Annotated in this window: 20 protein-coding genes and 1 tRNA gene; 9 read left to right on the top strand and 12 right to left on the bottom strand. The window is 64.0% G+C overall.

Features of this window, described 5'->3' with window-relative positions; translation table 11 throughout:
- Window positions 1-86: 86 nt before the first annotated feature.
- The 5 genes from ACFOW6_RS17435 to ACFOW6_RS17455 form a co-directional block, all read right to left on the bottom strand.
- Entirely contained in the window at window positions 87-1,541 is a 1,455-nt protein-coding gene (locus ACFOW6_RS17435; protein ID WP_382423709.1) for a catalase, read from the bottom strand.
- A gap of 277 nt (window positions 1,542-1,818) precedes the next feature.
- Window positions 1,819-2,295, bottom strand: coding sequence for a nucleoside deaminase (locus ACFOW6_RS17440; RefSeq protein ID WP_382423710.1), 477 nt, complete (start codon window positions 2,293-2,295; stop codon window positions 1,819-1,821).
- Between the two features lie 75 nt (window positions 2,296-2,370).
- The gene (locus tag ACFOW6_RS17445; protein ID WP_382423711.1) at window positions 2,371-2,934 is read right to left on the bottom strand and encodes a PAS domain-containing protein; all 564 of its coding nucleotides are present in this window, start codon (window positions 2,932-2,934) and stop codon (window positions 2,371-2,373) included.
- A 139-nt stretch (window positions 2,935-3,073) separates the two neighbouring features.
- Window positions 3,074-4,606, bottom strand: a complete 1,533-nt coding sequence (locus ACFOW6_RS17450; protein ID WP_382423712.1) for a malonate--CoA ligase — start codon at window positions 4,604-4,606, stop codon at window positions 3,074-3,076.
- Between the two features lie 265 nt (window positions 4,607-4,871).
- Window positions 4,872-5,882: a GlxA family transcriptional regulator gene (locus ACFOW6_RS17455; protein ID WP_382423713.1), complete on the bottom strand. Its 1,011-nt coding sequence runs from the start codon at window positions 5,880-5,882 to the stop codon at window positions 4,872-4,874.
- A 148-nt stretch (window positions 5,883-6,030) separates the two neighbouring features.
- Here ACFOW6_RS17455 and ACFOW6_RS17460 point away from each other — a divergent pair, with 148 nt between their 5' ends.
- A complete protein-coding gene (locus ACFOW6_RS17460) occupies window positions 6,031-7,092 on the top strand; it encodes a class I SAM-dependent methyltransferase (protein ID WP_382423714.1) in 1,062 nt (353 codons plus the stop codon).
- Between the two features lie 29 nt (window positions 7,093-7,121).
- Here ACFOW6_RS17460 and ACFOW6_RS17465 read toward each other — a convergent pair whose 3' ends face one another.
- On the bottom strand, window positions 7,122-8,705 hold the full coding sequence (locus ACFOW6_RS17465) for a UxaA family hydrolase (RefSeq protein ID WP_382423715.1): 1,584 nt from the start codon (window positions 8,703-8,705) through the stop codon (window positions 7,122-7,124).
- Between the two features lie 146 nt (window positions 8,706-8,851).
- On the opposite strand from ACFOW6_RS17465, the gene ACFOW6_RS17470 reads away from it, so the two are divergent.
- The 7 genes from ACFOW6_RS17470 to ACFOW6_RS17500 all read left to right on the top strand — a co-directional run bounded on the left by ACFOW6_RS17470 (window position 8,852) and on the right by ACFOW6_RS17500 (window position 15,859).
- Window positions 8,852-9,619 (top strand): SDR family NAD(P)-dependent oxidoreductase, encoded by a 768-nt coding sequence (locus tag ACFOW6_RS17470; protein ID WP_382423716.1) that lies wholly within the window; start codon window positions 8,852-8,854, stop codon window positions 9,617-9,619.
- Window positions 9,616-10,611, top strand: coding sequence for a 4-hydroxythreonine-4-phosphate dehydrogenase PdxA (pdxA, locus tag ACFOW6_RS17475; RefSeq protein WP_382423717.1), 996 nt, complete (start codon window positions 9,616-9,618; stop codon window positions 10,609-10,611). The genes ACFOW6_RS17470 and pdxA overlap by 4 nt, the downstream gene beginning before the upstream one ends.
- Window positions 10,612-10,617: 6 nt before the next feature.
- Window positions 10,618-11,781, top strand: coding sequence for a four-carbon acid sugar kinase family protein (locus ACFOW6_RS17480; protein WP_382423718.1), 1,164 nt, complete (start codon window positions 10,618-10,620; stop codon window positions 11,779-11,781).
- Between the two features lie 115 nt (window positions 11,782-11,896).
- Entirely contained in the window at window positions 11,897-12,880 is a 984-nt protein-coding gene (locus tag ACFOW6_RS17485) for a sialic acid TRAP transporter substrate-binding protein SiaP (RefSeq protein WP_382423719.1), read from the top strand.
- Window positions 12,881-12,973: 93 nt separating this feature from the next.
- Window positions 12,974-13,552, top strand: coding sequence for a TRAP transporter small permease (locus tag ACFOW6_RS17490; protein WP_382423720.1), 579 nt, complete (start codon window positions 12,974-12,976; stop codon window positions 13,550-13,552).
- Window positions 13,549-14,931, top strand: a complete 1,383-nt coding sequence (locus ACFOW6_RS17495) for a TRAP transporter large permease (protein ID WP_382423721.1) — start codon at window positions 13,549-13,551, stop codon at window positions 14,929-14,931. Before ACFOW6_RS17490 ends, ACFOW6_RS17495 begins: the two co-directional genes overlap by 4 nt.
- Before the next feature lie 208 nt (window positions 14,932-15,139).
- The gene (locus ACFOW6_RS17500) at window positions 15,140-15,859 is read left to right on the top strand and encodes an FCD domain-containing protein (RefSeq protein ID WP_382423722.1); all 720 of its coding nucleotides are present in this window, start codon (window positions 15,140-15,142) and stop codon (window positions 15,857-15,859) included.
- Window positions 15,860-15,890: 31 nt separating this feature from the next.
- Here the strand turns inward: ACFOW6_RS17500 and ACFOW6_RS17505 are convergent, their stop codons facing one another.
- From ACFOW6_RS17505 to ACFOW6_RS17515, 3 genes are all read right to left on the bottom strand, one after another.
- On the bottom strand, window positions 15,891-16,838 hold the full coding sequence (locus ACFOW6_RS17505; RefSeq protein ID WP_382423723.1) for a 2-hydroxyacid dehydrogenase: 948 nt from the start codon (window positions 16,836-16,838) through the stop codon (window positions 15,891-15,893).
- Window positions 16,839-16,871: 33 nt separating this feature from the next.
- On the bottom strand, window positions 16,872-17,756 hold the full coding sequence (locus ACFOW6_RS17510) for an NAD(P)-dependent oxidoreductase (RefSeq protein WP_382423724.1): 885 nt from the start codon (window positions 17,754-17,756) through the stop codon (window positions 16,872-16,874).
- 236 nt (window positions 17,757-17,992) lie between these two features.
- On the bottom strand, window positions 17,993-18,856 hold the full coding sequence (locus ACFOW6_RS17515; RefSeq protein WP_382423725.1) for a pirin family protein: 864 nt from the start codon (window positions 18,854-18,856) through the stop codon (window positions 17,993-17,995).
- A 118-nt stretch (window positions 18,857-18,974) separates the two neighbouring features.
- Between ACFOW6_RS17515 and ACFOW6_RS17520 the strand changes: the two genes are divergently transcribed.
- Complete coding sequence (locus ACFOW6_RS17520) at window positions 18,975-19,322, top strand: winged helix-turn-helix transcriptional regulator (protein WP_382423726.1); 348 nt, start codon at window positions 18,975-18,977, stop codon at window positions 19,320-19,322.
- A gap of 140 nt (window positions 19,323-19,462) precedes the next feature.
- Here ACFOW6_RS17520 and ACFOW6_RS17525 read toward each other — a convergent pair whose 3' ends face one another.
- The 3 genes from ACFOW6_RS17525 to ACFOW6_RS17535 all read right to left on the bottom strand — a co-directional run bounded on the left by ACFOW6_RS17525 (window position 19,463) and on the right by ACFOW6_RS17535 (window position 23,908).
- Window positions 19,463-22,096, bottom strand: a complete 2,634-nt coding sequence (locus ACFOW6_RS17525) for a methyl-accepting chemotaxis protein (protein ID WP_382423727.1) — start codon at window positions 22,094-22,096, stop codon at window positions 19,463-19,465.
- A gap of 88 nt (window positions 22,097-22,184) precedes the next feature.
- On the bottom strand, window positions 22,185-23,369 hold the full coding sequence (locus tag ACFOW6_RS17530; protein WP_382423728.1) for an ABC transporter substrate-binding protein: 1,185 nt from the start codon (window positions 23,367-23,369) through the stop codon (window positions 22,185-22,187).
- Between the two features lie 462 nt (window positions 23,370-23,831).
- A tRNA-Met gene (locus tag ACFOW6_RS17535) sits at window positions 23,832-23,908 on the bottom strand.
- Window positions 23,909-23,957: the final 49 nt, after the last annotated feature.

The raw sequence follows: 23,957 nt of genomic DNA on the forward strand, positions 1-23,957 counted from the left end.
TGGTCTCTGGAGTGCAAGAAAAACTCCGGGGAGCCGGTTTCGCTCCCCGGAGCTTGTCATCCTGAAAAGCGGACGCGCGAAGGCGGTCAGCTGCCCTTCACGCCCTTTTCGATACGGTTGCCGATGTCCTGGTCGATATTGCGCCAGTACTCGAAGGCGCGTTCCAGTATGGGCTGGGACACACCGTCCTTGAGGTGGCCCACGACATTGGAGACCAGGCGATCACGGGCCGCATCGTCCATGACCTCGCGCACCAGCGTGCCGGCCTGGCCGAAGTCGTCGTCATCCCGGCGCTTGGTGTAGGCCGCGCGAATGATGTCCCCGCTGGCCTCCCAGGTGTCATCCTGGGGATAGCGCTCGGGATCGGCCGCCGGACCGCCTTTCGTGTTCGGCGCATAGACCGGGTCTGACACGTTCTCGACCCGCATCACCCCATCCTTGCTGTAGCTGTGCACGGGCGCCTTGGAGCGGTTCACCGGGATCTGCTTGTAGTTGACGCCCATGCGGGCCCGATGGGCATCGGCATAGGAGAAGAGACGCCCCAACAGCATCTTGTCGGGGCTCGGCCCGATGCCCGGGACGAGGTTGTTGGGCTCGAAGGCCGCCTGCTCGATCTCGGTGTGATAGTCGGTCGGATTGCGATCCAGCGTCAGCCGGCCGACCTCGATCAGCGGATAATCCGAATGCGGCCACACCTTGGTCAGGTCGAAGGGATTGAAACGGTAGGTTTCCGCCTCGTGGAACGGCATGATCTGCATGTACAGCGTCCAGCTGGGATACTCCTTGCGCTGGATCGCGTTGTAGAGATCGCGCGTGTGGTAATCGCCGTCCTCGCCGGCCAGCCGGTCGGCGTCCTCCTGGGTCAGGCACTCGATGCCCTGGTCGGTCTTGAAGTGATACTTTACCCAGAACTTCTCGCCCTTCGCGTTGACCCACATGTAGGTATGACTGGAATAGCCGTTCATGTGGCGCCAGGTCTTGGGGATACCACGGTCGCCCATCAGCCAGGTCACCTGGTGTGCCGACTCGGGTGAGAGCGTCCAGAAATCCCACTGCATGTCGTGGTCGCGCAGGTTGGTGTCCGCGCGGCGCTTCTGGGAGCGGATGAAGTGCTGGAATTTCATCGGATCGCGCACGAAGAAGACCGGCGTGTTGTTGCCGACCATGTCGTAGTTGCCCTCGCTGGTATAGAACTTCAGCGCGAAGCCGCGCGGGTCACGCCAGGTATCGGGACTGCCGCGCTCACCGGCGACCGACGAGAAACGGATCAGCGTCTCGGTCTTGGTGCCCGGCTGGAACACCGCGGCCTTGGTGTACTTGCTGACGTCCTGGGTGACTTCGAAATGCCCGAAGGCACCGCCCCCCTTGGCATGCGGCTGGCGTTCCGGAATCCGCTCCCGATTGAAGTTCGCCATTTGCTCGATGAGATAGTGATCCTGCAACAGGATGGGACCGTCCGGTCCGACAGTAAGCGAATGCTCATCGCTGGAAACGGGGATTCCCGCATCTGTCGTCGTTGGTTTATCGTCGCTCTTTGCCATTGTGATCTCTCCTGTCCGTCGTGAGCGCGTACATCGATAATTGCTTTTGGTATCATGTGGGGGCGCGGACGCCGTTCTTGAACCAGAGCTTGCAGAGGCCTGTGCCTATGCGAGGTCCTGTCCCCGCCATGTGCAGCAGCACGGAAGTCCGTTTCGCAGGCTAGCCTCTGAGCGGGGGCTGGCGCATGGCAAAACTGCGACAAGACTCTCGTAAGCGAACGCAGAACCTGGTAACCCCTGTCCGCCTGTCACCAGCTTCCCGATCGTGCCGAAGAGCTCAGGCTTTGTGCCGACGCCGGTGAAGGGCCTGCACCTGCTCGGCCAGACCCGCCACGGGCCCCTCGACCTCCAGATCCGGCACGACCTCCTGGATCGGCAAGGGCCGCACCGGCGCCGGCGGAACCCCCATCGCCTCCAGCCAGGTCCTGAGCTGGTGCGACGAGCTGGCGTACACGATCCGGCCCAGGCCGACCCAGCCGTGGGCCGCAGCACACATGGGACAATGCTCGCCGGATGTATAGACCGTCGCCCGCGCCCGGTCGTCGGGGGCCATGTTGGCGGCCGCCCAGCGCACCAGGGCGAACTCCGGGTGGCGCGTCTGGTCCCCGGCGGCAACGCGATTGCGATCCTCGGCCAGGACCTTTCCCTCGGCGGAAACCAGCACCGAGCCGAACGGTTCGTCCCCCGCCTCCAAGGCCTCCTCGGCAAGCTCGATGCAGCGTTTCAGGTGCGCCTGGTCATTCGCATCAATCATCCTAATCCTTCGCGGCCCTGTCTTCCAAATTTACCCGTACAACGGGGACCTCGCTAAAAAGCGCTGCACACAACCTTATGCACTCTCGCGCTTGTAAATGGGGATGTCCGGCACTCCACTGCCCAGTTCCACAGCCTCAATGGCAATGACCTCATCGTGCCATGGGTGACTGAGCGGAACCGGAAACGTGGCCTGCAGATGCTGTTTCGGTCCCTTTTCGCTCACCAGGGCGATCACCTGATCCCGCCCGCGCCTGGTATCGCGCAGGGGCAGGGCGATGAAGCGCGTGGGCGTGCGGCTGCCGTCTGCATGAATCTCTTGCGTCGTGAACACCAGAGCTGCCGGATGAAACAGTATGCGGTGCATATTCCGGACCAGATAGTCCCGCGCGTCCGGGTCAATCAGGGTCAGGTAATCGTCTCCTTTCGGGTCCTCCCCCAAACGCGCCTGCTCATGGGTTCCCGAAAGACGATAGATCAGTTTTTCCGGACCATCGAACTCCAGCAGATGAACCCGCGCCACAAGGCCACGCAAGGCCATGGGGTCAAAGCTTTCGCGTGTGGGCACGCCACCGTCCGTCCGGGCCTGCTTCCACTGGTCGATCAAATGGCGATATTCGTCTTCGAGCGCCTGAAGCATTCCATCCCGTCTCTTGTGATCGATCCTTGTGACATCAAGGCGACCATACACATTCGTATCGTGGCTGGGCAGCCCAACGGACTTCCGCTACCGAAGATTTCCACATGGTAACCGCAAAGGATATCGATGCCATGATCCTTCAACCCGAAGGAGCCGCCTGGTAGAGCGCATCATAGCTTTCTCGCAGAATATTCTTCTGCACCTTGCCCATCGTGTTGCGCGGCAGTTCATCGACGAAGAAAGCCCGCTTGGGCTGTTTGTATCGTGCCAGCTTGTCCTCGAGGGCGTTCAGCACCTCCTCCTCACTTATGCTTGCACCATCCTTCCTGACGACGACAGCGGTCACGCCCTCCCCGAAATCGGGATGCGGCACACCGAACACGGCTGATTCGGAAACACCTTCGAGCGCGTCGATCTCCGTCTCCACTTCCTTGGGATAGACGTTGAAGCCACCCGAAATGATCAGGTCCTTGTCGCGCCCCACGATATGGACATAGCCATCCTCGTCGATCTTTCCGAGATCGCCGGTAATGAAGAACCCGTCGGCGCGGAATTCGGCGGCTGTCTTATCGGGCATCTGCCAATAGCCCTTGAAGACATGTGGGCCGCGGACCTCGATCACGCCAACCTCGCCCGTTGCCCGTGGCTGGCCTGTTTCAGGATCCACAACGCGCAACTCGGTGCCCGGCAGCGGAAAGCCGACCGTGCCCGGACGACGTTCTCCGTCATAGGGATTGGACGAGGTCATGCTGATCTCGGTCATGCCATAGCGCTCGAGAATGGCGTGGCCCGTACGTTCGCTGAATGCACGATGGGTTTCGGCCAGCAACGGCGCCGAGCCGGAAATGAACAGCCGCATGCCCCGCGTGACATCTCGCGTGAAGGAGTCATGAGCGAGCAGGCGCGTGTAATGGGTTGGAACACCCATCAGCATCGTGGCACGCGGCATCAGCCGGATTACCGTCTCAGCATCGAACTTGGACAGGAAGAAAACGCTGCCTCCGGCCATGAGCAGGGTGTTCGTTGCAACGAACAGCCCATGCGTATGGAAAAACGGCAAGGCGTGAATCAAGGTATCGTCAGCCGTGATCCGCCAGCTATCGACCAGGATCTCGGCATTCGATGCCAGGTTGTGCTGACTGAGCATGGCGCCCTTCGAGCGCCCCGTCGTGCCTGATGTGTAAAGGATGGAAGCAAGATCGTCCCTGGCACGCGGCACGGTGTCGAACGCACCACTCTGTCGCGCCATGCGATCTGCCAAGCTGCCTTGTCCGGCTGCATCGAGCGTCTCTATCGCCCTCACCGAGCGCGCTTCCGGCAGGCCGGCGATCTCGTCACGCGCCTGGGGATCGCAGACAACGACAGTGGGCGTTGCATCGCCCAGGAAATAGGCGAGTTCGGCCAGCGTATAGCCGGTGTTGAGTGGCAGATAGACCGCTCCGGCCCGGATCGTTCCAAGATAGAGAAGAAGGGCTTCCGGCGTTTTCTCCACCTGGACGGCGACCCGATCGCCCGGTTCGACGCCCAGTTCCACCAGCGCGTTGGCCACACGCGCCGCTCCGGCCTGCACCTCTTCGTAGGTCAGGGTGCGTCCTTCGGGAGTTTCCAGGAAGACCTTGTCCGGGTTCGGCACGTTCTGGAAAAGGCGATTGTAGAGTGTCTCTTCAGTCATTTGTCATCGTGAATGTTTTGTCCGAAGGGGGATCCGACAGGAAGGCGCGCCGGGGATCGAAGTAATCCGATCCTAAAAGTGACGCATGCGCAGGCTTCTGGTCAAACTGTTTGCAGGTCGGCCAGGGGCACAATGCGAACGGTTGGCTGCACAGGAAGCGGACCAGATCACCGGCAATGCCGAAGCGGAAGGTTGGGACTGCAGAGCACGAAGAGCGCCTCGATGACAGCCATCATCCGGGAGACAATGACGGCGAACTGCTACGCTATGCCAGCTTGGGCAGTGTGAATTTCCGGCGATAGGCCCCCGGCGTGATGCGGACGATGCGCTTGAACAGGCGCCGGAATGCCGCTGCATCCTCATAGCCCACCTCCCAGCTGATCTGGTCGATGGGGGCATCGGTCTGCTCGAGCCACCGCTTTGCTTCCGCGATACGGATCTGCTGCACATAGCCGATGGGCGAATGGTCGGTTGCTCGCCGGAATCGACGCTCGAGGGCGCGGGGCGACAGGCCCGACCTGCGGGTCATCTCTGCAACCGGACTGGCGATCGCGTAGTTCGTATCCAGCCATTTCTGCAGTCCGAGTACGAGCGAGTCCCCATGCCGGGTTCGCGGCAGGAACGGCAGATAGGGCGCCTGGCCTTCCGCATGGCGCTCCAGCAACTCGAACTTGGCCACCGCCTGGGAGGCGGTCGGGCCGACACAGCGTCCGATCAGGTAGAGCACGAGGTCCTGCCAGGAGGATGCGCCGCCCGACATCACGAACTCTTCACGCTCGCCGGCCGTCACCAGCACCTCGTCCAGGCACAGCTCGATTTCGGGGAAGGTGTGCCGGACGACGGGCTCAATCGCCCAGTGCGTGGTCGCCCGTCGCCCATCGAGAAGCCCGGTCTCGGCCAGGACGAGAAGCCCCGTGCAAGCCGAACAGAGCAGCGCGCCGCCCGCGTGCATGCGCCGCATCCAGTCCACAAGATCAGGATGACGACCGGTCTGCCAGCTGTCATCGGCGGCCATGATGGGCACGATGACGATGTCGGTCTGCTCGATGTCCGTGATCGCACGCTGGATCGTGATCGGCAGGCCGCTCGCGGAGGTCATGTTCGTGCGCGTCGCGCCAACGATCTCCACCTCAAAGGGCGGCGAGGCCGGCACCTCGTCATAGAAGCCGGCCACCACCGGGAAGGCATTGAGCACCTCGTAAAGCCCCGCGATGGGCATCGACAGGGTCCCCGGGGTGGCAATCACGCTCACGTGCAGCGGCGGCTTGTCGCTCAACTTTTCGGCCTCCGTGACGGAAATGGACCGATTGGGTCGACTCTCGCACTTCCTGCGCAGCGCCTCAAGTCGCAGTCTTGGTGGGCAGCAATGGCGCTGCGCCGCGTCATTCAAAAAGCGCGAAGACTATCCGCGTGAAGGAGGAACAATGACGGCGATCGACGAAAGCAAACTCAATGCCTTCATCCAGCAGGCCGTCGGCGATCTCGCCGCGGGCTTTGGCGGGATCATGGTCAGCCTCGGCCACAAGTGCGGCCTCTACAAGGCGATGAAGGGCGCCGGCCCAATGACCGCCCGCCAGGTCGCCGAGCGCGCCGGCTGCGCCGAGCGCTATGTGCGTGAATGGCTCAACAGCCAGGCGGCAGGCGGCTATGTTGCCTATGATGCCGCAAACGACAGCTACGAGCTTACGCCCGAACAGGCACTGGTGCTCGCAGACGAGGACAGCCCCGTCTTCATCCCGCACGCCTGGGAGGTTCCCGCATCGGTCTGGTTCGATGAGGACAAGCTGCTGCGGGCCTTCCGTACCGGCGAAGGGGTGTCCTGGGGCGAGCATCATCATCGGCTGTTCTGCGGCTCGGCCGCCTTCTTCAAGGCGCCCTACCGGGCCAATCTCGTGCCCAACTGGCTGCCGGCCCTCGACGGCGTCGTCGACAAGCTGACAGCCGGAGCACAGGTGGCAGACATCGGCTGCGGCCACGGTCATTCCACCATCATCATGGCGGAGGCCTTTCCCGGATCCCGCTTCTTCGGCTTCGACGCGCACGAGGAGTCCATCGCGGCCGCCCGCGCCAATGCAGAGCATGCCGGAGTCACTGACCGGGTACACTTCGAGGTGGCGAGCGCAAAGTCCTACCCCGGTGACGGCTATGACATGGTGTGCTTCTTCGACTGCCTGCACGACATGGGCGACCCGGTCGGCGGGGCCCGCTACGCGCGGGAGACACTCGCCGAGGACGGCACGGTGATGCTCGTGGAACCCTTCGCCAACGATCGGCTGGAGGACAACCTCAACACGGTCGGCCGGCTGTTCTATTGCGGCTCCACGACCATCTGCTGTCCGCATTCGCTCTCTGAGGAGGGCGGCATGGCTCTCGGCGCGCAGGCCGGGGAAAAGCGTCTGTCCGACGTCTTCGACACGGCGGGCTTCGGCACATTCCGGCGGGCAACCGAAACCCCGTTCAACATCGTCTTCGAGGCCCGGCTTTAGGCGGGGATGTCACCCCGCCTTCAAGCGCGTTACATCACGGCGCCGATCTGCCAGGGCACGAACTCGTTGTCGCCGAAGTCCAGGGCCTCGCTGCAGCTCTGTTCGCCCGAGGCGGTCCGCAGCACGAGATCGAAGATCCTGTCGCCCATCTCCTCGACCGAGACGCCCTCGTCCAGGACCGGACCGCAGTTGATGTCCATGTCCTCGGACATGCGCTGATAGGTCGTCGAGTTGGTACAGAGCTTCAGCGAGGGGGACGGCTTGAAGCCGGAAACCGAGCCACGCCCGGTGGTGAAGCAGACGACGTTGGCGCCGCTGGCGATCTGGCCGGTGACCGAACAGGGATCGTAGCCCGGCGAGTCCATGAATACGAAGCCCGGGCCCTCGATGGGCTCGGCATAGCCGTAAACGTTCTCCAGCCGCGTCGTGCCGCCCTTGGCGGCCGCGCCCAGCGACTTCTCGAGGATCGTCGTCAGGCCGCCCTCCTTGTTGCCGGGCGAGGGGTTGTTGTCCATGGTCCCGGAATTGCGCGCGGTATAGTCCTCCCACCAGCGGATGCGCTCGAGCAGCTTCTCGCCCACCTCGCGACTGACGGCCCGCCGGGTCAGCAGGTGCTCGGCGCCGTAGATTTCCGGTGTTTCGCTGAGGATCGCCGTGCCGCCGTGGCGCACCAGCTTGTCGACGGCAGCGCCAAGCGCCGGATTCGCCGTGATGCCGGAGTAACCGTCCGAGCCGCCGCACTGCAGCGCCAGCTTGATTTGGCTGGCGGGAACCGGCTGACGGGTCGCCTCGTTGGCGGCCGGCAGCATGGCCTTCACACGTTCCACACCGTCCTGGATCGCGGCGCGCGTGCCCCCGGCTTCCTGGATCTTCATGTAGTCGAAGCTGTTACCCCGCTCGAGCCCGAAGCGCTCCACGATTCGACTGATCTGGTTCATCTCGCAGCCGAGACCGATCAGCAGCACGCCGGCAAAGTTCGGATGCATCATGTAGCCGTGCAGGGTGCGCTGTAGCAGCTCCATGCCTTCGCCCGATCCGGCCATGCCGCAGCCGGTTCCGTGGGCAAAGGCAACGACCCCGTCGACATTGGGATAGGCCTCGAGAGCAGCGTCATTGAAGGCGCTTGCAACGGCCCGTGCGACCGTCGCGGAGCAGTTCACCGTGGTCAGGACGCCGATATAGTTGCGTGTGGCAACCTGCCCGTCGGGCCGCACGATGCCCTGGAACGTCGCCCGCTGCGGCTCCGGAACGTACTCTGTCGGGCGCGCCTCGACGCCATGGTCATAGTCGCGCTCGAAGTCGCCCATGCCGCAGTTGTGCGAGTGCACGTGCTGGCCCTCGGCGATGTCCTGCGTGGCGAAGCCGATGATCTGGCCATATTTACGTACTGCCTCGCCCTCGGCGACCGCGCGCGCAGCCACCTTGTGTCCGGCAGGTATGTCGTCGCGGCACTTGAGCCCGACGGACGGCAGTTCGGTACCGGCCGTGACCCGGCGCGCGGCTACCAGCACGTTGTCATCGGGGTTCAGGCGCACGACGGCAGGCGTCGTCGTCACTGTTTGCGCATCGGCCTGTTGCTCGGCCTCCGCCACATCTGCATCAGCATGTGTCATGAGTGTCCTCCGCTCCTGGCTGTAGCCCTGTCGCGGATCGGCTACGCCCGATCCCGAAGGCCACGCCACGTCATGAAAGTATACTAGTATGAAAGGTCATGCTATGTAAAAGTCGGGAGGGACTCTACAGCCAGCGAGAGGCGTACATGGAATTCGACGAATTACGCGGCAAGCGCATTCTGATCACCGGTGCGAGTACGGGCATAGGGGCCGCTGTCGCCCACCGCATGGGCGCCTTCGGCGCGCGTGTCGGCGTCCACTACAACGCCAGCCAGGAGGCGGCGCAAGCCGTCGCAGAAGAGATTCGGACCTCCGGGGGCGAGGCGCAGCTGTTCGCGGCCGACGTGCGCGACCCCGAGGCCGTGAACCGGCTTGCCGAAGACTTCATCGCAGCGTGGGACGGTATCGATATCCTGGTCAACAATGCGGGCGACATGGGCGGCCGCGCGCCGATGGAGGACATCGACGACGCCCGCTACGATCACGTCATGGATCTCAACGCCCGTTCCGTCTTCGCGGCGGTCCGTGCCTTCCTGCCGCAGTTCCACAGCCAGGGACACGGCAACATCATCAACACGAGCTCGATCGCCGCGCGCAACGGTGGCGGCCCCGGTGTCGGCCTCTATGCCGCCGGCAAGGGCTTCGTCTCCACATTGACGCGCACCCTGGCAAAGGAACTTGCCCCCGAGGGCATACGCGTCAATGCCGTGGCCCCCGGCACGATCGACACCCCCTTCCATGAGCGGCACTCCAGCCAAGAGCAGCTGGAGACCGTCCGCCGCACCATTCCCCTGGGCCGCCTGGGCACGCCCGGCGACTGTGTCGGCGCCTACCTGTTCCTGGCGACGGACGCCCTCAGCGGCTATGTCACCGGCCAGGTTCTCGAGGTGAACGGCGGCCAGCTGATGCCATGACCACCATCCGCCCCCGCGAACTCGGCATCACCATTGGAGACCCGGCCGGGATCGGCCCGGAGATCGTCTGTCGTGCCCTGGCCGAGATGTCGGCGCAGCAGCGCAGCCAGTCGCTTGTGATCGGCGACCGGCTGACACTGGAACGCGCGGCGAAGCTGACCGGGCACGCGCTCGACTTCCGCGCCCCCGACGAGGCCGACGAAATGCCGGGAACGATCGCCATCGACGACATCCCGCTGCCGAACCGGGCGGCCGTGAAGGACGGGACGGTCTCGCCGGAAGCCGGCGAAAGCGCCTTCCTGTGCGTACAACAGGCCGTGCAGCGCGCCCTGGCACACGAGATCGGCGTGATCGTCACCGCACCGCTCAACAAGGCCGCGTTGCACGCGGCGGGGCGGGAGTACGACGGACACACCGGCATGCTGGCCGACCTGACAGGTGTGCGCTCCTCGTTCATGCTGCTCACAAGCGAACCGCTCGCCACCGTCCATGTCTCCACCCATGTGTCGCTGCGGGACGCCACCGAACGGGCGACCCACGAGCGTGTCCTCGAGACGATCCGGGCCGGAGACGAGCACATGCGCGAGGTCACTGGCCGGGCGCCCCGGATCGCCGTGGCCGGCCTGAACCCCCATTGCGGCGAAGGCGGCATCTTCGGCCGGCAGGAGATCGACGCGATCGAGCCGGCGGTGGCCACGGCCCGCGACCAGGGTATCGACGTCGTCGGGCCCATTTCCGGGGACACCGTCTTCTACAGGGCCTCGCGCGGGGAATTCGACCTGGTGGTCGCCCAGTACCACGACCAGGGACACATTCCGATCAAGCTTATCGCCTTCGACAGCACCGTGAACGTCAGCCTTGGCCTGCCGGTCAAGCGCACCTCGGTCGACCACGGCACCGCCTTCGACATCGCCTGGCAGGGATCTGCCGATCACCAGAACATGCGTTGTGCCATTGCCTATGCACGCCGCATGACGGCCACGCCAGGATAGCGCGGGATGGCACTCCGGGTCGCGATCGTCGCCGACGATTTGACGGGGGCCCTCGATGCCGCCGCACCTTTCGCGACCCGGGGGCTGCACACGCTGGTAGCCGCTACGCCAGACGCCCTGGACCTGGCGCTTGCTGAGAAACCGGAGGTTCTCGCGGTCAACACCGTCAGCCGCCACGCATCCCCGCAGGCAGCGGCGGCGAGGGTGCGGGACACGTTCCAGCGCCTGCTCTCGCAGACGCCCGACATCCTGCTCAAGAAGATTGACTCGACGCTCCGCGGCCCGGTCGGGGCCGAGGTCGCCGCGGCCGCCTCTTCATCGCAACGGCGCGCCCTGATATGCCCTGCCGTTCCCGCCCAGGGCCGTTGCGTGCGCCACGGCCGGCTGCTGGTGAACGGGCGCCCCTTGCGGGAAACGGCGGCCGGACGCGATCCGCGCGCCGCCGTTCCGGAAGACGATCTCGCAAAGCTGCTGGAGACAACGCTGGGCGAAACCACAGTGGTGGACGCGAATGGTCCCTGGCCCCGCACGGACAACCTCGTCGCCGATGCCGACACTGCGGACGCGCTATCATCGCTTGCCCGGCGCATGCTTCCGGAGGCACGGCAATGGCTACCGGTCGGCGCCTCCGGCCTGGCCGAGGCGCTGGCAGACACAGCCTTCGGCCCCCCTAACCTCACCCCCGCACCCAATCCGGAACCACCTGCCGTCTTCGTCGTGGGATCCCGGACCGAGACGACCCACTCGCAAGTTCACGCGCTCCGGCACCGGCACGAGGTGACACATCTGCGCGCACCCGGCGGGCGATTGGATTGCCGCACCTCCCCGGGGCCAGGCCCAACACTGCTGACGGTTCCGGACGACGAGGACGCATGCGATGCAGAGACCGTTGCAGCCTGCCTTGCCGAAAGTGCCGCGCGCCTGATACGTCAGAAGGTGCCAGGCCTGCTTGTGGTCACGGGCGGCGATACGGCGCTCGCCCTTCTGGGTGTGCTGGATGCAACGCTCGTGACAGTCCGTGGCGAGTTCGAGGCCGGTGTCGTCCATGCCTGCATTCGGGTGCAGGAGCGGACGGTTCCATTGATCACCAAGGCCGGCGGTTTTGGCGGCCCTGAGCTCTTCACCGACCTGCTGTCCTGGACCGGATTTACGGCAGGCCCTTCAAAATGATTTGGTATGCTGGTATGAAAGGTATAAGATCCGGCTCCAAAAAGGATAATAATAACAAGTCTTCCGCGGTTCTACCGTGGGGGTGAAACAGACGACTACAAGGAGGAAACAGCTCATGAAAAAGCTTACGCTACTGGGCAAATGCGGTCTGATGGCGCTCGCAGTCGGTGCGGTCGCGACAGCTCACTCCGCATCCGCCAAGGACCTGAAGTTCGCGCATGTCTACGAGACCTCGGAACCGTTCCACGAATGGGCCGTCTGGGCTGCCGAGGAACTCGAGGAGCGTACCGACGGACGGCATACGATGGAGGTCTTCCCGGCCTCGTCCCTCGGCAAGGAAGTGGACATCAACGAGGGCCTTGGCCTGGGTACCGTGGACGTGATCTACACCGGCAACCAGTTTGCCGCCCGCTCCTATGGCCCGATCGGCATTGCCGGCGCGCCCTACATGTTCCGTGACGTCGATCACTGGAAGACCTATCGCGACAGCGACCTGTTCCGCGAGCTGGCCCAGGGCTATCGGGACGAGACCGACAACAAGGTCATCACCCTCACCTATTATGGGCAGCGTCACGTCACCTCGAATGTGGAGATCGATGAGCCCTCCGACATGGAGGGACTGAAGATCCGCACGCCGAACGCCCCACTGTACATGATGATGCCGGATGCCGTCGGCGCGAACCCGACGCCGATCGCATTTGCCGAGGTCTACCTGGCATTGCAGCAGGGCACGGTCGACGCCCAGGAGAACCCCCTCAACACGATCCGGGCGAAGAAGTTCTATGAGGTCCAGGAGTACATCAACCTGACCGGTCATATCACCGACTCGCTGCTGACCATCGTCAGCGGGATCACCTGGAACTCCCTCTCCGAAGAGGACCAGGAGATTCTCACCAACGTCCTCGAGGAAGCGGCCCAGGGTGCCACCCAGGACATCATCGAGTCCGAGGAGGAACTCGTCTCCTGGTTCGAGGAGCAGGGCACGACGGTCAACAAGGACGTTGACCGGGAGGCCTTCCGCGAAGCCGTCCGCCCGCACCTGACGGGTGAAGACGTCGAATGGTCCCAGGAAACGTTCGACCGTCTCCAGGACCTCTGATAGCGCGTCACGTTCTCCCCGTCCGTCGCGCCTGTGGCCGGCGGACGGGGAGCTCTCTCCCCAGCTTCCGCGCCTGTAGCCTTGGAGGTGAAGATGACCGATCCGAATCCGGGGGACGCTCCCGAATCAGAATCGTTCGAGCTCGAGGCTGAGCCACCGTTCGACTTCTCCGAGTTTGCCCTGGAGGATTATGTCGTCCTCCTCGTCTTCTGGCTCCTGGCGCTTGACGTTTTCGCACAGTTCTTCACGCGCTTCGTCCTTGGCGATTCGATCGGCTGGACCGAGGAGATGGCGCGCTACCTGCTGATCGCGGTCGGCTTTACGGGCGGCGCCATGGCGGTGCGCCGGAACAACCACATCATGATGGAGTTCATGTATCGCTACATGTCCGACCCTGTGGGACGCTTGCTGGCCTCGTTGGTCGACGTGATAAACCTTGTCTTCTTTGTCATCCTGGCCTGGCTGACGTATGAAGTGGCGGCGCGCACCGGCTCCTACATGGCCTCCGTCGATATCCCCAAGAGCGTCATCTATTACGTGGCCTGCGCGGGATTCGCCCTCATGGCATTGCGAACGATCTATCGCATTCTGACCGTCTGGCCGCAACGCTTCGGGGGCGCAGGCTCGTCCCACCAACCCGGATCTCCCGTGAACGAGGAAAACACCCGATGACCGTGAGCCCCATGGCACCGGGCGGGCGGCCGAAGATCGTGGCGCCTGTCATAATCGTCGCTGGCACTCTGCTTTCCGCATGGCTGGCCTGGACCGAGCAGGACCTGGGCTTCCTGTTTGCCGCCCTGTTCACGATGCTGCTTGCAGGTATCCCTGTAGCGGTGTCGCTCGGCGGCGCCAGCCTCCTGTTCGTCTATGTCACCGGGCAGGTTCCCGACTTCGTCGTGGCCCACCGGATGATCAACGGCGTGGACAGTTTCCCGCTTCTCGCGATCCCCTTCTTCATCCTGGCCGGCACCCTGATGAACGGCGCCGGCATCACATACCGGCTGTTCAACTTCGCCAACGCCCTGATGGGCTGGATGCGCGGCGGCCTGGGACACGTCAACATCGGCGCCAGCATCATCTTCTCGGGTATGTCCGGAGCGGCGGTGGCGGACGCCGGCGGCCTGGGCACCATCGAGATCAAGGCGATGCGCGAGCGCGGTTACGACTCCGACTTCGCGATCGGCATCACCGCCGCCTCCTCGACCATCGGTCCGATCATTCCCCCCAGCCTGCCCATGGTGATCTATGGCGTGATGGCCTCCGCATCGATCGGCCAGCTGTTCGTCGCCGGCCTGATCCCGGGCCTGTTGATGGCCGCGACCCTGATGATCATGGTCGCCTGGATCGCGCGCCGCCGTGGCTATCCGCGCGACACTCAATTCAGCCTGCGCCGTCTGTGGTCGACCTTTACCAGAGCGTTCCTGTCGCTGCTGACGCCGCTCATCATCATCGGCGGCATCATTTCCGGAGCCTTCACGCCGACCGAGGCGGCGATCGCGGCCGTCGTCTACGCGCTGTTCCTCGGCGCCGTCGTCTACCGCACCTTGCCGCCGCGCCGGCTGCTTCGGATCAGCATGGAGACGATCGAGACCACGGCCATCATCCTGCTCGTCGTCGCAGCGGCCTCGATCTTCGCGTGGATCCTGATCAGCAACCAGTTCACCGACCAGTTCGCCGGCCTGCTGACCGCCTATACGGACAACCAGGCGATCATCCTGCTGATCATGACCCTCATCATGCTGGTTGTCGGCTGTTTCATGGAGACGGTCGCCGCCATCACCATCCTGGTCCCCGTGCTGCTGCCGGTCGCGGTCCAGGTGGGCGTCGATCCGGTGCACTTCGGGGTGATCATGGTGCTGAACCTGATGATCGGGCTGCTCACGCCGCCGGTGGGCATGGTGCTCTACGTTCTCTCCCGCGTTTCCGGCGTCTCGTTCGAGCGCTGCATGCGGGGGACCATCCCATTCCTGATTCCGCTGGTGATTTCGCTGCTTCTCATCACCTTTATCCCGGAGATTTCCATGTGGCTGCCGAGCCTGATCTATCGCTGAGCACTGCCGGGCTTCGGGGAGGCGGCCCTTGGACGGCCGCGCGCCGCGCTTCGGGACGATCCTCGGCACAACGTGGTTCCTTTTCAGGATGCGAGAATCCATGCCTTGGGAAAACTTGCTGGAGTCCTCGCAGAGAAAGCTGTAGCAGGCCGTAGGCGACCCGGACGCGTCCCGCCGGGCCTGATATAGCGGACGCGCGAGAAATGAGATGAAAACCTACAGGATCGAACGCAAGACGCTTTCGGAACAGGTTGCGGAACGCCTTGAGCAGGATATCCGTGACGGCCACTACAAGACCGGCGACAGGTTGCCGGCCGAACGGGAACTGATGGAACAGTTCGGCGTCGGACGACCCGCCGTTCGCGAGGCGCTGTTCTATCTCCAGAAGCTTGGTTTCGTCGCCATCAGCAGCGGCACCCGGCCACGCGTGATCAAGCCCACCCTGGACACCGTCCTGCCGCGTCTGTCAGGGGCGGTGCGCAGCCTGTTGGAGGATCCCGAAGGGCAGACCTCCCTGCAGGACGCCCGTGTCCTGTTCGAGGTCGCGATCGCACGCCACGCCGCCGAACACGGCACGGCAGCCGACCACGAGGCGCTGCGCGATGCGCTGGCAACCAACCTGCACAACATTGGCGACGAGCTGGCCTTCAAGCGCTCGGACGTCGCGTTCCATGCGACCCTGGCCCGTGTGACCGGCAATTCCATCATCATTGCCGTCCACGACGCGCTTTCCACCCTGCTGGACGACCGGCGCGCCCACGTCCTGCAGCGTCCCGGCGAGGACAAGGTCGCCTCCGAGGCGCATCGCGAGATCGTCGAAGCCATCGAAAGCGGCAATCCCGACACCGCCGAGGACGCCATGCGCCGGCATCTGGAACACCACTACGGCACGTACCGGACCTTGATGGAAGGCGGCCCCGAGACTTAGGGCTCGAGCTAGCCCGGCGTCTCGGCCAACCCTATTCCACCGCCGTCAGCAATTTGCGCCCGTCCCGGTGTGCCCGCAGGTTATCGAGCACCAGGGTTCCCATGGCGCGCCGCGTCTCCCAGGTGGCGCTGCCGATATGCGGGGCCAGGACCACGTTGTCGAGATCGAAAAGTGCCTCGGGTACCTCCGGTTCGTTCTCGAAGACGTCGAGCGCGGCGCCTCCAATTCCCCCGGCGCGAAGCGCGGCCACCAGCGCCGTCTCGTCCACGACACTGCCCCGCGCGATGTTCACCAGCGTGCTCTCCGGGCCGAGCGCATTCAGGATCTTCTCATCGACCAGGTGATGGGTCGCGCTTCCACCGCTGCAGCAGACGATCAGGTCGTCGCATTGCTCGGCCAGCGCCACCGGGCTGTCCAGGTAGCTCCAGTTCGAGTCCGGCAGCGGGCTGCGCTTGTGGTACAGGATCTCCATCCCGAACGCCTCCAGCCGCTGCGCCGTGGCCTCGCCGATGCGCCCCAGACCGAGAATCCCGGCCCGGCGTCCGCGCAGGCACCGCCCCAGGGGGATTCCTCCGGAGCGGGCCCACTCGCCGGCACGGACCCAGGAATCGCCCCGCACGATCAGGCGATGCAGGGCCCCCAGAAGGAAAACCGCAAGGTCCGCGACGTCGTCGGTCAGGACATCCGGCGTGTTGGTGACGGCGGCGCCATGGCGCGCGGCGGTTACAAGATCGATCGCATCGACGCCAACGCCGTAACAGGCAATCACCTGCAGCTTCGGCAGGCGCTCGATCAGCTCGGCCTCGGCGCCGCGACCGCCCGTGGTGACCAGGGCGGTGACCTGGCCTCCCACCCGCTCAAGCAGCTCTTCCAGCGAGCCATCGCGGCCGACCAGATGGCACTCGAACTCCGAATCCAGCTGCTCCTGGATGTCCGATGGCCCCAGAGGGGACAGGGAAAGAAGAGGGAACTTGGACATGGATGACTCCTATCCGCTGCGAGGAAGGCCTGATCACTTGGTGCGCCAGCCCTGCAGCAATCGGTAGAGGTAGGGCACGTACTCGTCGCCCTTGCCCTGGGCCATCGCCAGCTCGAACAGCTGGTGGACGGCCTGGGTCGTCATGGGAACGCAGCCGGCATCGCGCGCGGACTTCAGGTAATAACCATAGTCCTTGCGCGCGTTCTGCAGTGTGAATTCCAGACCATCGGTACGGCCTTCCAGGGCGGCCGGCATGACCATGCGGAACATCTTGCTGTCGGCGCCGCCGGCCGTGACGATGTCGTAGAGCACCTGCGGGTCGACCCCGGCGGCCTCGCAGGTCGCCGCCGCTTCCGCCGCCAGGGCGGCGTGGCCCAGCGAAAGCGCATTGTTGACTAGCTTCACGGTATGCCCGCTGCCCAGCGGCCCGGCGCGGAAGCGGTTCTCGGAAAAGACCGACAGGATGGGCTCGACCTCGTCGATATCGGCCGCATCGCCGCCGATCAGAAGGTTCAAGCGCCCTTCCCGCGCCTCCCGCGGCGTCCGGCTCATGGGTGCGTCGATCATCCGCACCCCCTTCTCCGCCAGGGCAGCGGCCAGGTCTTGCGTGGATTGCGGATCGGCCGTCGTCATGTCGATCAGGATCTGGCCGTCATGCGCGCCCGCCAGGATGCCCTGCTCGCCGTTCACCAGGCTTTCCATGATGGCGGAGGAGGTCACGCAGGTGATGATCACATCGGCGTTGCGCGCCAGGTCCGCCGCATTCGCGGCCTCCTGCGCGCCGCGTCCCACCAGGTCGTCCACGGGCGTCCGGTTGCGATGGCCCAGCAGCGTCAGCGGATAGCCCGCCTCCAGCAGCAGCCGCGCCGGCCCATAGCCCATGAGCCCGACCCCGATGAAACCGATACGCTTTGCCATGAATGCCTCCCTCTGTATTGGTTGGGAATGCTGGTGAAGGGCACACTACCTACCAAGCCACTCTGGCGCAGTTGCACCTTCACACCGCGGGTCCCTTCAGACGTTTGGTACAGGAACAGTCTGGAAGCGTAAGTATATCAGTCCGTTCTGTCAGGTGCCAGTTTCGGTAGAACAGAAAGGCGGAGGCGAGAGATGAGGGCAGCCGGGCCCCGCATCCGAAGCCCGGCTGTCATCTGTCAGGTGGCTGCCATCTGGCCGAAGCGGCCGGCATTGAAATCCTCGATCGCTTGGCGGATCTCGTCCTTGCTTGTCATCACGAAGGGCCCGTATCCCACGACAGGCTCGTCGATCGGCTCGCCGGTCATCACCAGGATCATGGACTCGCCATCGGCCTGCAGCCGGACGCCCTCACCGTCCGTGGACAGGTGTGCAACCTCGGCTTCGCCGAGGCCGGTCCCGTCAATCGTGATATGACCGGATAGGACCGCGACCATGCTGTTATGGCCCGCCGGCAGCGGCAGCACCGCCTCCGCCCCGGCATCGAGCCGCACATCCCAAAGGTTGACCGGCGTAAAGGTCTTTGCCGGACCGTTCGTGTCGTCGAACGCTCCCGCGATGATCCGCGCGCGTCCGCCCTCGAAGGTCACGACCGGAATCTCGGCGTCGGTGATCGCCTGATAGGCAGGCGGCACACCCTTGTCCTTCGCCGGCAGGTTGACCCACAGCTGGACCATGCGGAACGGACCGCCGGATTTCGAGTAGCCGGGCGAATGGAACTCTTCGTGGATGATGCCGCCACCGGCGGTCATCCACTGGACATCGCCCGGGCCGATCGTTCCGCCGCTTCCGGTCGAGTCCTGGTGGCTGACCTCGCCGTCATAGACGATGGTCACGGTCTCGAAGCCACGGTGCGGATGCTCACCGACCCCACGCGGCGCTCCCTCCTTCGACTGGAAGACATGAGGGCCGGCATAGTCGAACAGCAGGAAGGGACTGATGGACTTCGTGTCCCCATGATAGCTGAAGAGCGATCGTACGGGAAAGCCGTCACCGACCCAATGGCCGGCCGGGGGCTGGATGACATTGCGTAGAGTCTTCATGGCTGCACCTCTCAATCCGGGCGAGTTTGCCAGCTCGCCTGTCAGGCAGTATTTGCGATTGCCTTAACAATGGGGCCCTATAAACTTTCTGCAAGTACGGTCCCAAAGGATACTGAAGATGAGCGAACAACGCGTGTCCAACCGGCCCAGCTGTCCGGCCGAGATCACGCTGGAGTTTCTCGGCGGCAAATGGCGCCCGATGATCATCTACTGGCTACTCGAGGGCCCGATGCGGTTCAACGAGCTGCAGCGCCGGCTCGGCGCAATCACCCATCGCACCCTGGCGAAAACGCTGAAGGAGATGGAGGCGGACAACCTCGTGATCCGCCACGACTACGGCGAAATCCCGCCCCGCGTGGACTATTCGCTTACACCAGTTGGGCGCAGCCTCGAACCCGTACTCCAAGCCATGGAGCACTGGGCGCGGGATCGGCAAGAGGCAAGCGGTAAGCTCTCTGGCCGGTGACCTTTGCCTCGGCCTCGGATATCACCATGAGCCACCCGGCCCGCCTAGGCTTTCGGCAAGACTTGTTACCTATTGAGCTGCACTCCTTAGGGGAGACAGCGATCAGCAACAATTTCCTGGATTAGGAACTGTGGCCAGGATTAGGCTGTCTTGATATGGCCGACGAAGCGGTCGACCTCCTCTTTCAGCGTACCGGACAGATTGCCCAGCTCCTGGGAGGCCAGAAGCACCTGGTTGGCCGAGTTTCCGGTCTCGCTCGCCGCCCGATCGACGCCGTCGATGTTCTGTGACACCTCCTCGGTACCGCTTGCGGCCTTCTGGGCGTTCTGGGCGATTTCCTGAGTCGCTGCCGACTGCTGTTCGACGGCGGCCGCGATGGTGCCCGAGATCTCGTTGATTTCGTTGATCGTCTCGACGATCCTGTCGATCGCCGACACGGTATCGCCGGTTACCTTCTGCATACCATCGATCTGCTGGGATATCTCCTCGGTGGCCTTGCCGGTCTGCTCGGCCAGCGACTTCACCTCCTGGGCCACGACGGCAAAGCCCTTGCCCGCCTCACCGGCGCGCGCCGCCTCGATGGTGGCGTTCAGGGCCAGCAGGTTGGTCTGCTCGGAGATATCACGGATCAGGCCCAGCACGTCGCCGATCTTCTGCGCTGCCTGCTGCAGCCCGCGCACCGTCTCGTCGGTGTACCTGGCCCGTTCGGTCGCCCGGCCGGCGATCTCGCTGGATTGCTGAACCTGGCGACTGACCTCGCTGATGGAGCTGGCGAGCTCCTCGCCTGCGCTGGCCACCGTCTGTACATTGGACGAGGCGGCTTCGGTCGCAGTGGTTGCCGCCTGCGACTGCCGGCTGGTCTCCTCCGCCGTCGCCGCCATGCCTTCGGCCGTCTCGTGCATGCCGCTGGCCGCCTTCGACACCTGATCGACCACACCGCTTACGGACGCCTCGAACTCCTCGGCCAATTTCAGCATCGCCTCCCGGCGCTCGCGCTCGCCGCGCTCGCGCTCGTCCCTGGCGCGCTGGTTCGCCGCCTCGGCCTCGGCAAGGCCGTCACGGAACACCAGCAGGGCTGAGGCCATCTGCGCGATCTCGTCGCTGCCGCGCGTGTCGATCTGCGTTTCCAGATCACCATCCGCGACCGCACGTGTCGACGCGGTCAGTCGGCCCAGGCGACGACCGACATTCCTGCCGACGTAGAGCCACGCCACCAGGCCGGCGATCACCACACTGGCCACCGCGATTGCGATCAACCAGCTTTTGCCGCGCAGGAAGGCACCGTTGACGCTCTCTGCCGCCGTCTGCATCTCGGCACGCGCGCCGGCGACCAGGCCACGCACCTGCTCGGCCAGGTCCTCGGAACGGGTTCGTGTCTCGGCCAGCGCCTGGCGGGCCTGCTCCGTCGCAGAGAGCTGGGCCGTGCGACGATCGAAGATACTGTTCTCACCCTGCCCCAGCGCCGTAAGGGCAGCAATTGCCTCGCCAACTTCGGACGGATCCTGCAGGTCCGCCAGCTTGTCCTCCAGCTTTCCGGCATCAGTAATGAACTGATCACGCAACGGCTGGATACGCTCCGGCTGGTTCACGTTCGCTGCGGTGGCCAACAGGCCCGCGGCATGGTTGGCCAGCGACTGGATCTCCAGATAGGCGCGCAGTGCTGCCATCTCCGTATTCATCAACTCGGAGATGCTGGCACCGCTCTCGGCGGCAAGCTGGTTCACATTCTCGACCAGCGCCTGGCTGGCAGCCTCGATCCGCGGCGCCAGACTGTCCAGCAGCTGCTGATGCAGCGACGCGGCGCTGTCATGCATTTCCTCGATGCCGGGCTCGGCCGCACCGTCCCCCTTCAGCAGCTGGCGCTGCGCCGTCGGCATGCTAGTGTCGCCGACAAGGGTGGATATCAGCTGTTGCACAGAACTCCGAAGCTGAGCGCCCTCGGTGTCCTCGGGTACAGTCTCGAGTGCAGTCTGCATCCGCGCCACTGGGGCCTCGGCCAAGGTTTCGATCTCACCGATACGCTCCGGCTGCTCGACGCTGCGCACCTCGCTTGCCAGCGCAATCAGGCGATTGGAATCGGCGCGCAGGGACAGGAGGTCGCGCAGTGTTGCGACGCCGCGCCCCAGGACGTCCTGCATCGCGGCCGCACTCTCCTCGTTGGCCATCTCGGTGCCCAGGATCAACTCGAAGTTTGCATCGTCGATGCGCGGAACCACCAGCTCCAGCAGTGCCATGTGTGCAGCACTGGCCTGATCGACCGACGCCTCCAGAGTGGTCTTGGCATCAAGCTGCTCGGCTACGGCTGCGTTCAGTTGCCCCAGATTGTTCTGCACATCACCGGCGAGCCCACGGATTGCCTTGACGGTATCGCCGTTGGCGGCCTGCGTGGCGGCAAGCTCGTCAATCAACGTCTCCATCCGCTGCCCACGCTCGTCCAGGTCGGCGGCAGTGCGATCGCGCGCCTCCGCGCTGTCGGCACTGACCAGCGTCGGCGCTGCGGCCGAAAGCGAAGCCGTCTCGACAGCCAGCTGTAGCGCCGTCGTCATGCCGGGCACGTCCTGCTGGACCATGGTGCCGAACGTGCGCTGTACATTCGCAAAGGAGAACCAGCCCATGCCGCTCGCAATAACCGTAAGGGCTGCTACGCCGGCGAAAGCCATGAAGAGACGTGCACGCACGCTGCTGCGCCGTGTCTTTTTCTCAGATGCGGGAGCGAGGTCCTGCTCGAGATCCTCTTGCGCCGGCTGGCTCTGCTGATTGGTATCCTGGGTCATGTTCACGGTCGCCTTCGCTGCTGGCTTCTGAACCAATGTAAAAGAGTAAGGGGCGGAGGCGGTATCTCGCCTCCGCCAACACGGTGCCTCAGCTGCCGCCCTTGCTCAGATGCTCGACGGCCTTGAACGAACCGCCGGCCTGGATTTCGGTGAGAAACACCTCGTCCATGCCCTGGTTGTCGTCCGGACCGTAGGTCAGGGTGATACCACCCAGATCGAACGTGCCAGTCTGCGCGACAGCCTGGAGGAAGCCTTCGCGAGTGAGATCACCCTCCACGTTCTCCAAGGCTGCGATGGCAAGCCGGCCGACGATGTAGCCTTCCAGCGACACGAAACCGACCTCGCTCCCCTCGGCGTGTGCCTTCAGGGCTTCCTGATACTCGGCCACCACCGGGATCGAGTCGTCCCACGGGAAAGGAACGACCTGGGTAATCACCACACCGGCGCCGTCCTCGCCCAGTTCGCTGGCAAGCGCCTTTGAGCCGACAAAGGAAATGTTCACGTAGGTGGCGTTAAGGCCGACCTTCTTGCCGAGGCGGATAAATTCGGCGCTGGGCGCATATGCCCCCACCATGACGACAGCCTGCGGGTCCGCCTTGCGGATCTCCAGCAAAGCCGACTTCACCGCAGTGGTATTGCGCGTGTAGGTGCCCTCGGCAACAAGCTCGAGGTCACGCTTCTCCATCGCCTTCTGCACGCCCGACAGGCCGGCGCGGCCATATGAGTCGTCCTGATAGAGGATCGCAATCTTGTCGTAATTCAGGTCCTCGGTCAGATGCCGGATCCAGGCCTCTGTCTCCTGGTCGTAGGAGCCGCGGACGTTGACCACGTTGCCAAGGCTGGCGTCACGCAGGAAACCGGCGCCCGTGAAGGGGCCGACGAACGGCACCTGAGCGTCCGTCGCGATCGGCTGCACCGCCTTCGAAGTCGGGGTGCCGACCTCGCCGATCAGAGCAAAGACCTTGTCCTCGTCGATCAGCTTGTTGGTGTTGGTGATCGCGGCTTCCGGCTCGTAACCGTCATCGTAGGAGACCAGGTCAATCTTGCGGCCCTTTACGCCGCCGGCTGCATTGGCCTCCGCAAACGCGGCCAGCAGGCCCTCTCGCATGCCGGTGCCGAGTGCCGCAGCCGGCCCCTCGAACGCAGCCGACTGTCCAAATAGAATCGTATCATCGCTGACGCCCGGCTCCGCAGCCGCCGACCAGCTCATTGTCAGACCCAGCCCCAGGCCGGCCATGGCGCGAACCGCGCCCTTCAGGAATGCAGGTGCCATTCATCTTTCTCCACCAAAACACTACAAAAATGCATCGCTTGCCCGTCGAGTAACGGATCCGATACACGCGAATGACACAGTGTTGGCGGCACCCCTTAAAAAAGTATGAAATATTCCACAATTATTTCGGATACAGGCGTACTAAAATGACAAGGTTCCGACGGTAACGTCTCTCAACCAACAAACTTCAGAGAAGGCCCCACCGATTCACTCTCCGTATCGGCTAGTGACACTGACGTCCTTCGGCATTCCAATACTTTGATTTTCCACGCTTTGAATAATCGATTCCGGGTATTGACCGCTCCTGAATGCAATTCACTCGCTATTGCACGAAGTATGTGACTACCCGCCCGGTTATGCTGTGGGCTTCTGAACGCTCACATTACCTGTTTTCGACCCACCCCCGAACGCAAGAAAGCCCCGCGCCAGGCTTGGCGACGGGGCTTTTGGTTTCGTGTTGTCTGGTTGCGGGGGCAGGATTTGAACCTGCGACCTTCAGGTTATGAGCCTGACGAGCTACCGGGCTGCTCCACCCCGCGGTTGTGGGTGTTTGTTGGTTTGCGTGTGTTTGGGGTTTGCGGAGAGGGT

Origin of the sequence: Fodinicurvata halophila, assembly GCF_042651425.1 — a bacterium.
Classification (GTDB): domain Bacteria; phylum Pseudomonadota; class Alphaproteobacteria; order Kiloniellales; family DSM-21159; genus Fodinicurvata; species Fodinicurvata halophila.

Excerpts from the sequence above, each read along its gene's own strand:
- ACFOW6_RS17435 (WP_382423709.1), bottom strand. The coding sequence starts at position 1,541 with ATGGCAAAGAGCGACGATAAACCAACGACGACAGATGCGGGAATCCCC.
- ACFOW6_RS17440 (WP_382423710.1), bottom strand. The coding sequence starts at position 2,295 with ATGATTGATGCGAATGACCAGGCGCACCTGAAACGCTGCATCGAGCTT.
- ACFOW6_RS17445 (WP_382423711.1), bottom strand. The coding sequence starts at position 2,934 with ATGCTTCAGGCGCTCGAAGACGAATATCGCCATTTGATCGACCAGTGG.
- ACFOW6_RS17450 (WP_382423712.1), bottom strand. The coding sequence starts at position 4,606 with ATGACTGAAGAGACACTCTACAATCGCCTTTTCCAGAACGTGCCGAAC.
- ACFOW6_RS17460 (WP_382423714.1), top strand. The coding sequence starts at position 6,031 with ATGACGGCGATCGACGAAAGCAAACTCAATGCCTTCATCCAGCAGGCC.
- ACFOW6_RS17465 (WP_382423715.1), bottom strand. The coding sequence starts at position 8,705 with ATGACACATGCTGATGCAGATGTGGCGGAGGCCGAGCAACAGGCCGAT.
- ACFOW6_RS17470 (WP_382423716.1), top strand. The coding sequence starts at position 8,852 with ATGGAATTCGACGAATTACGCGGCAAGCGCATTCTGATCACCGGTGCG.
- pdxA (WP_382423717.1), top strand. The coding sequence starts at position 9,616 with ATGACCACCATCCGCCCCCGCGAACTCGGCATCACCATTGGAGACCCG.
- ACFOW6_RS17480 (WP_382423718.1), top strand. The coding sequence starts at position 10,618 with ATGGCACTCCGGGTCGCGATCGTCGCCGACGATTTGACGGGGGCCCTC.
- ACFOW6_RS17485 (WP_382423719.1), top strand. The coding sequence starts at position 11,897 with ATGAAAAAGCTTACGCTACTGGGCAAATGCGGTCTGATGGCGCTCGCA.
- ACFOW6_RS17490 (WP_382423720.1), top strand. The coding sequence starts at position 12,974 with ATGACCGATCCGAATCCGGGGGACGCTCCCGAATCAGAATCGTTCGAG.
- ACFOW6_RS17495 (WP_382423721.1), top strand. The coding sequence starts at position 13,549 with ATGACCGTGAGCCCCATGGCACCGGGCGGGCGGCCGAAGATCGTGGCG.
- ACFOW6_RS17500 (WP_382423722.1), top strand. The coding sequence starts at position 15,140 with ATGAAAACCTACAGGATCGAACGCAAGACGCTTTCGGAACAGGTTGCG.
- ACFOW6_RS17505 (WP_382423723.1), bottom strand. The coding sequence starts at position 16,838 with ATGTCCAAGTTCCCTCTTCTTTCCCTGTCCCCTCTGGGGCCATCGGAC.
- ACFOW6_RS17510 (WP_382423724.1), bottom strand. The coding sequence starts at position 17,756 with ATGGCAAAGCGTATCGGTTTCATCGGGGTCGGGCTCATGGGCTATGGG.
- ACFOW6_RS17515 (WP_382423725.1), bottom strand. The coding sequence starts at position 18,856 with ATGAAGACTCTACGCAATGTCATCCAGCCCCCGGCCGGCCATTGGGTC.
- ACFOW6_RS17520 (WP_382423726.1), top strand. The coding sequence starts at position 18,975 with ATGAGCGAACAACGCGTGTCCAACCGGCCCAGCTGTCCGGCCGAGATC.
- ACFOW6_RS17525 (WP_382423727.1), bottom strand. The coding sequence starts at position 22,096 with ATGACCCAGGATACCAATCAGCAGAGCCAGCCGGCGCAAGAGGATCTC.
- ACFOW6_RS17530 (WP_382423728.1), bottom strand. The coding sequence starts at position 23,369 with ATGGCACCTGCATTCCTGAAGGGCGCGGTTCGCGCCATGGCCGGCCTG.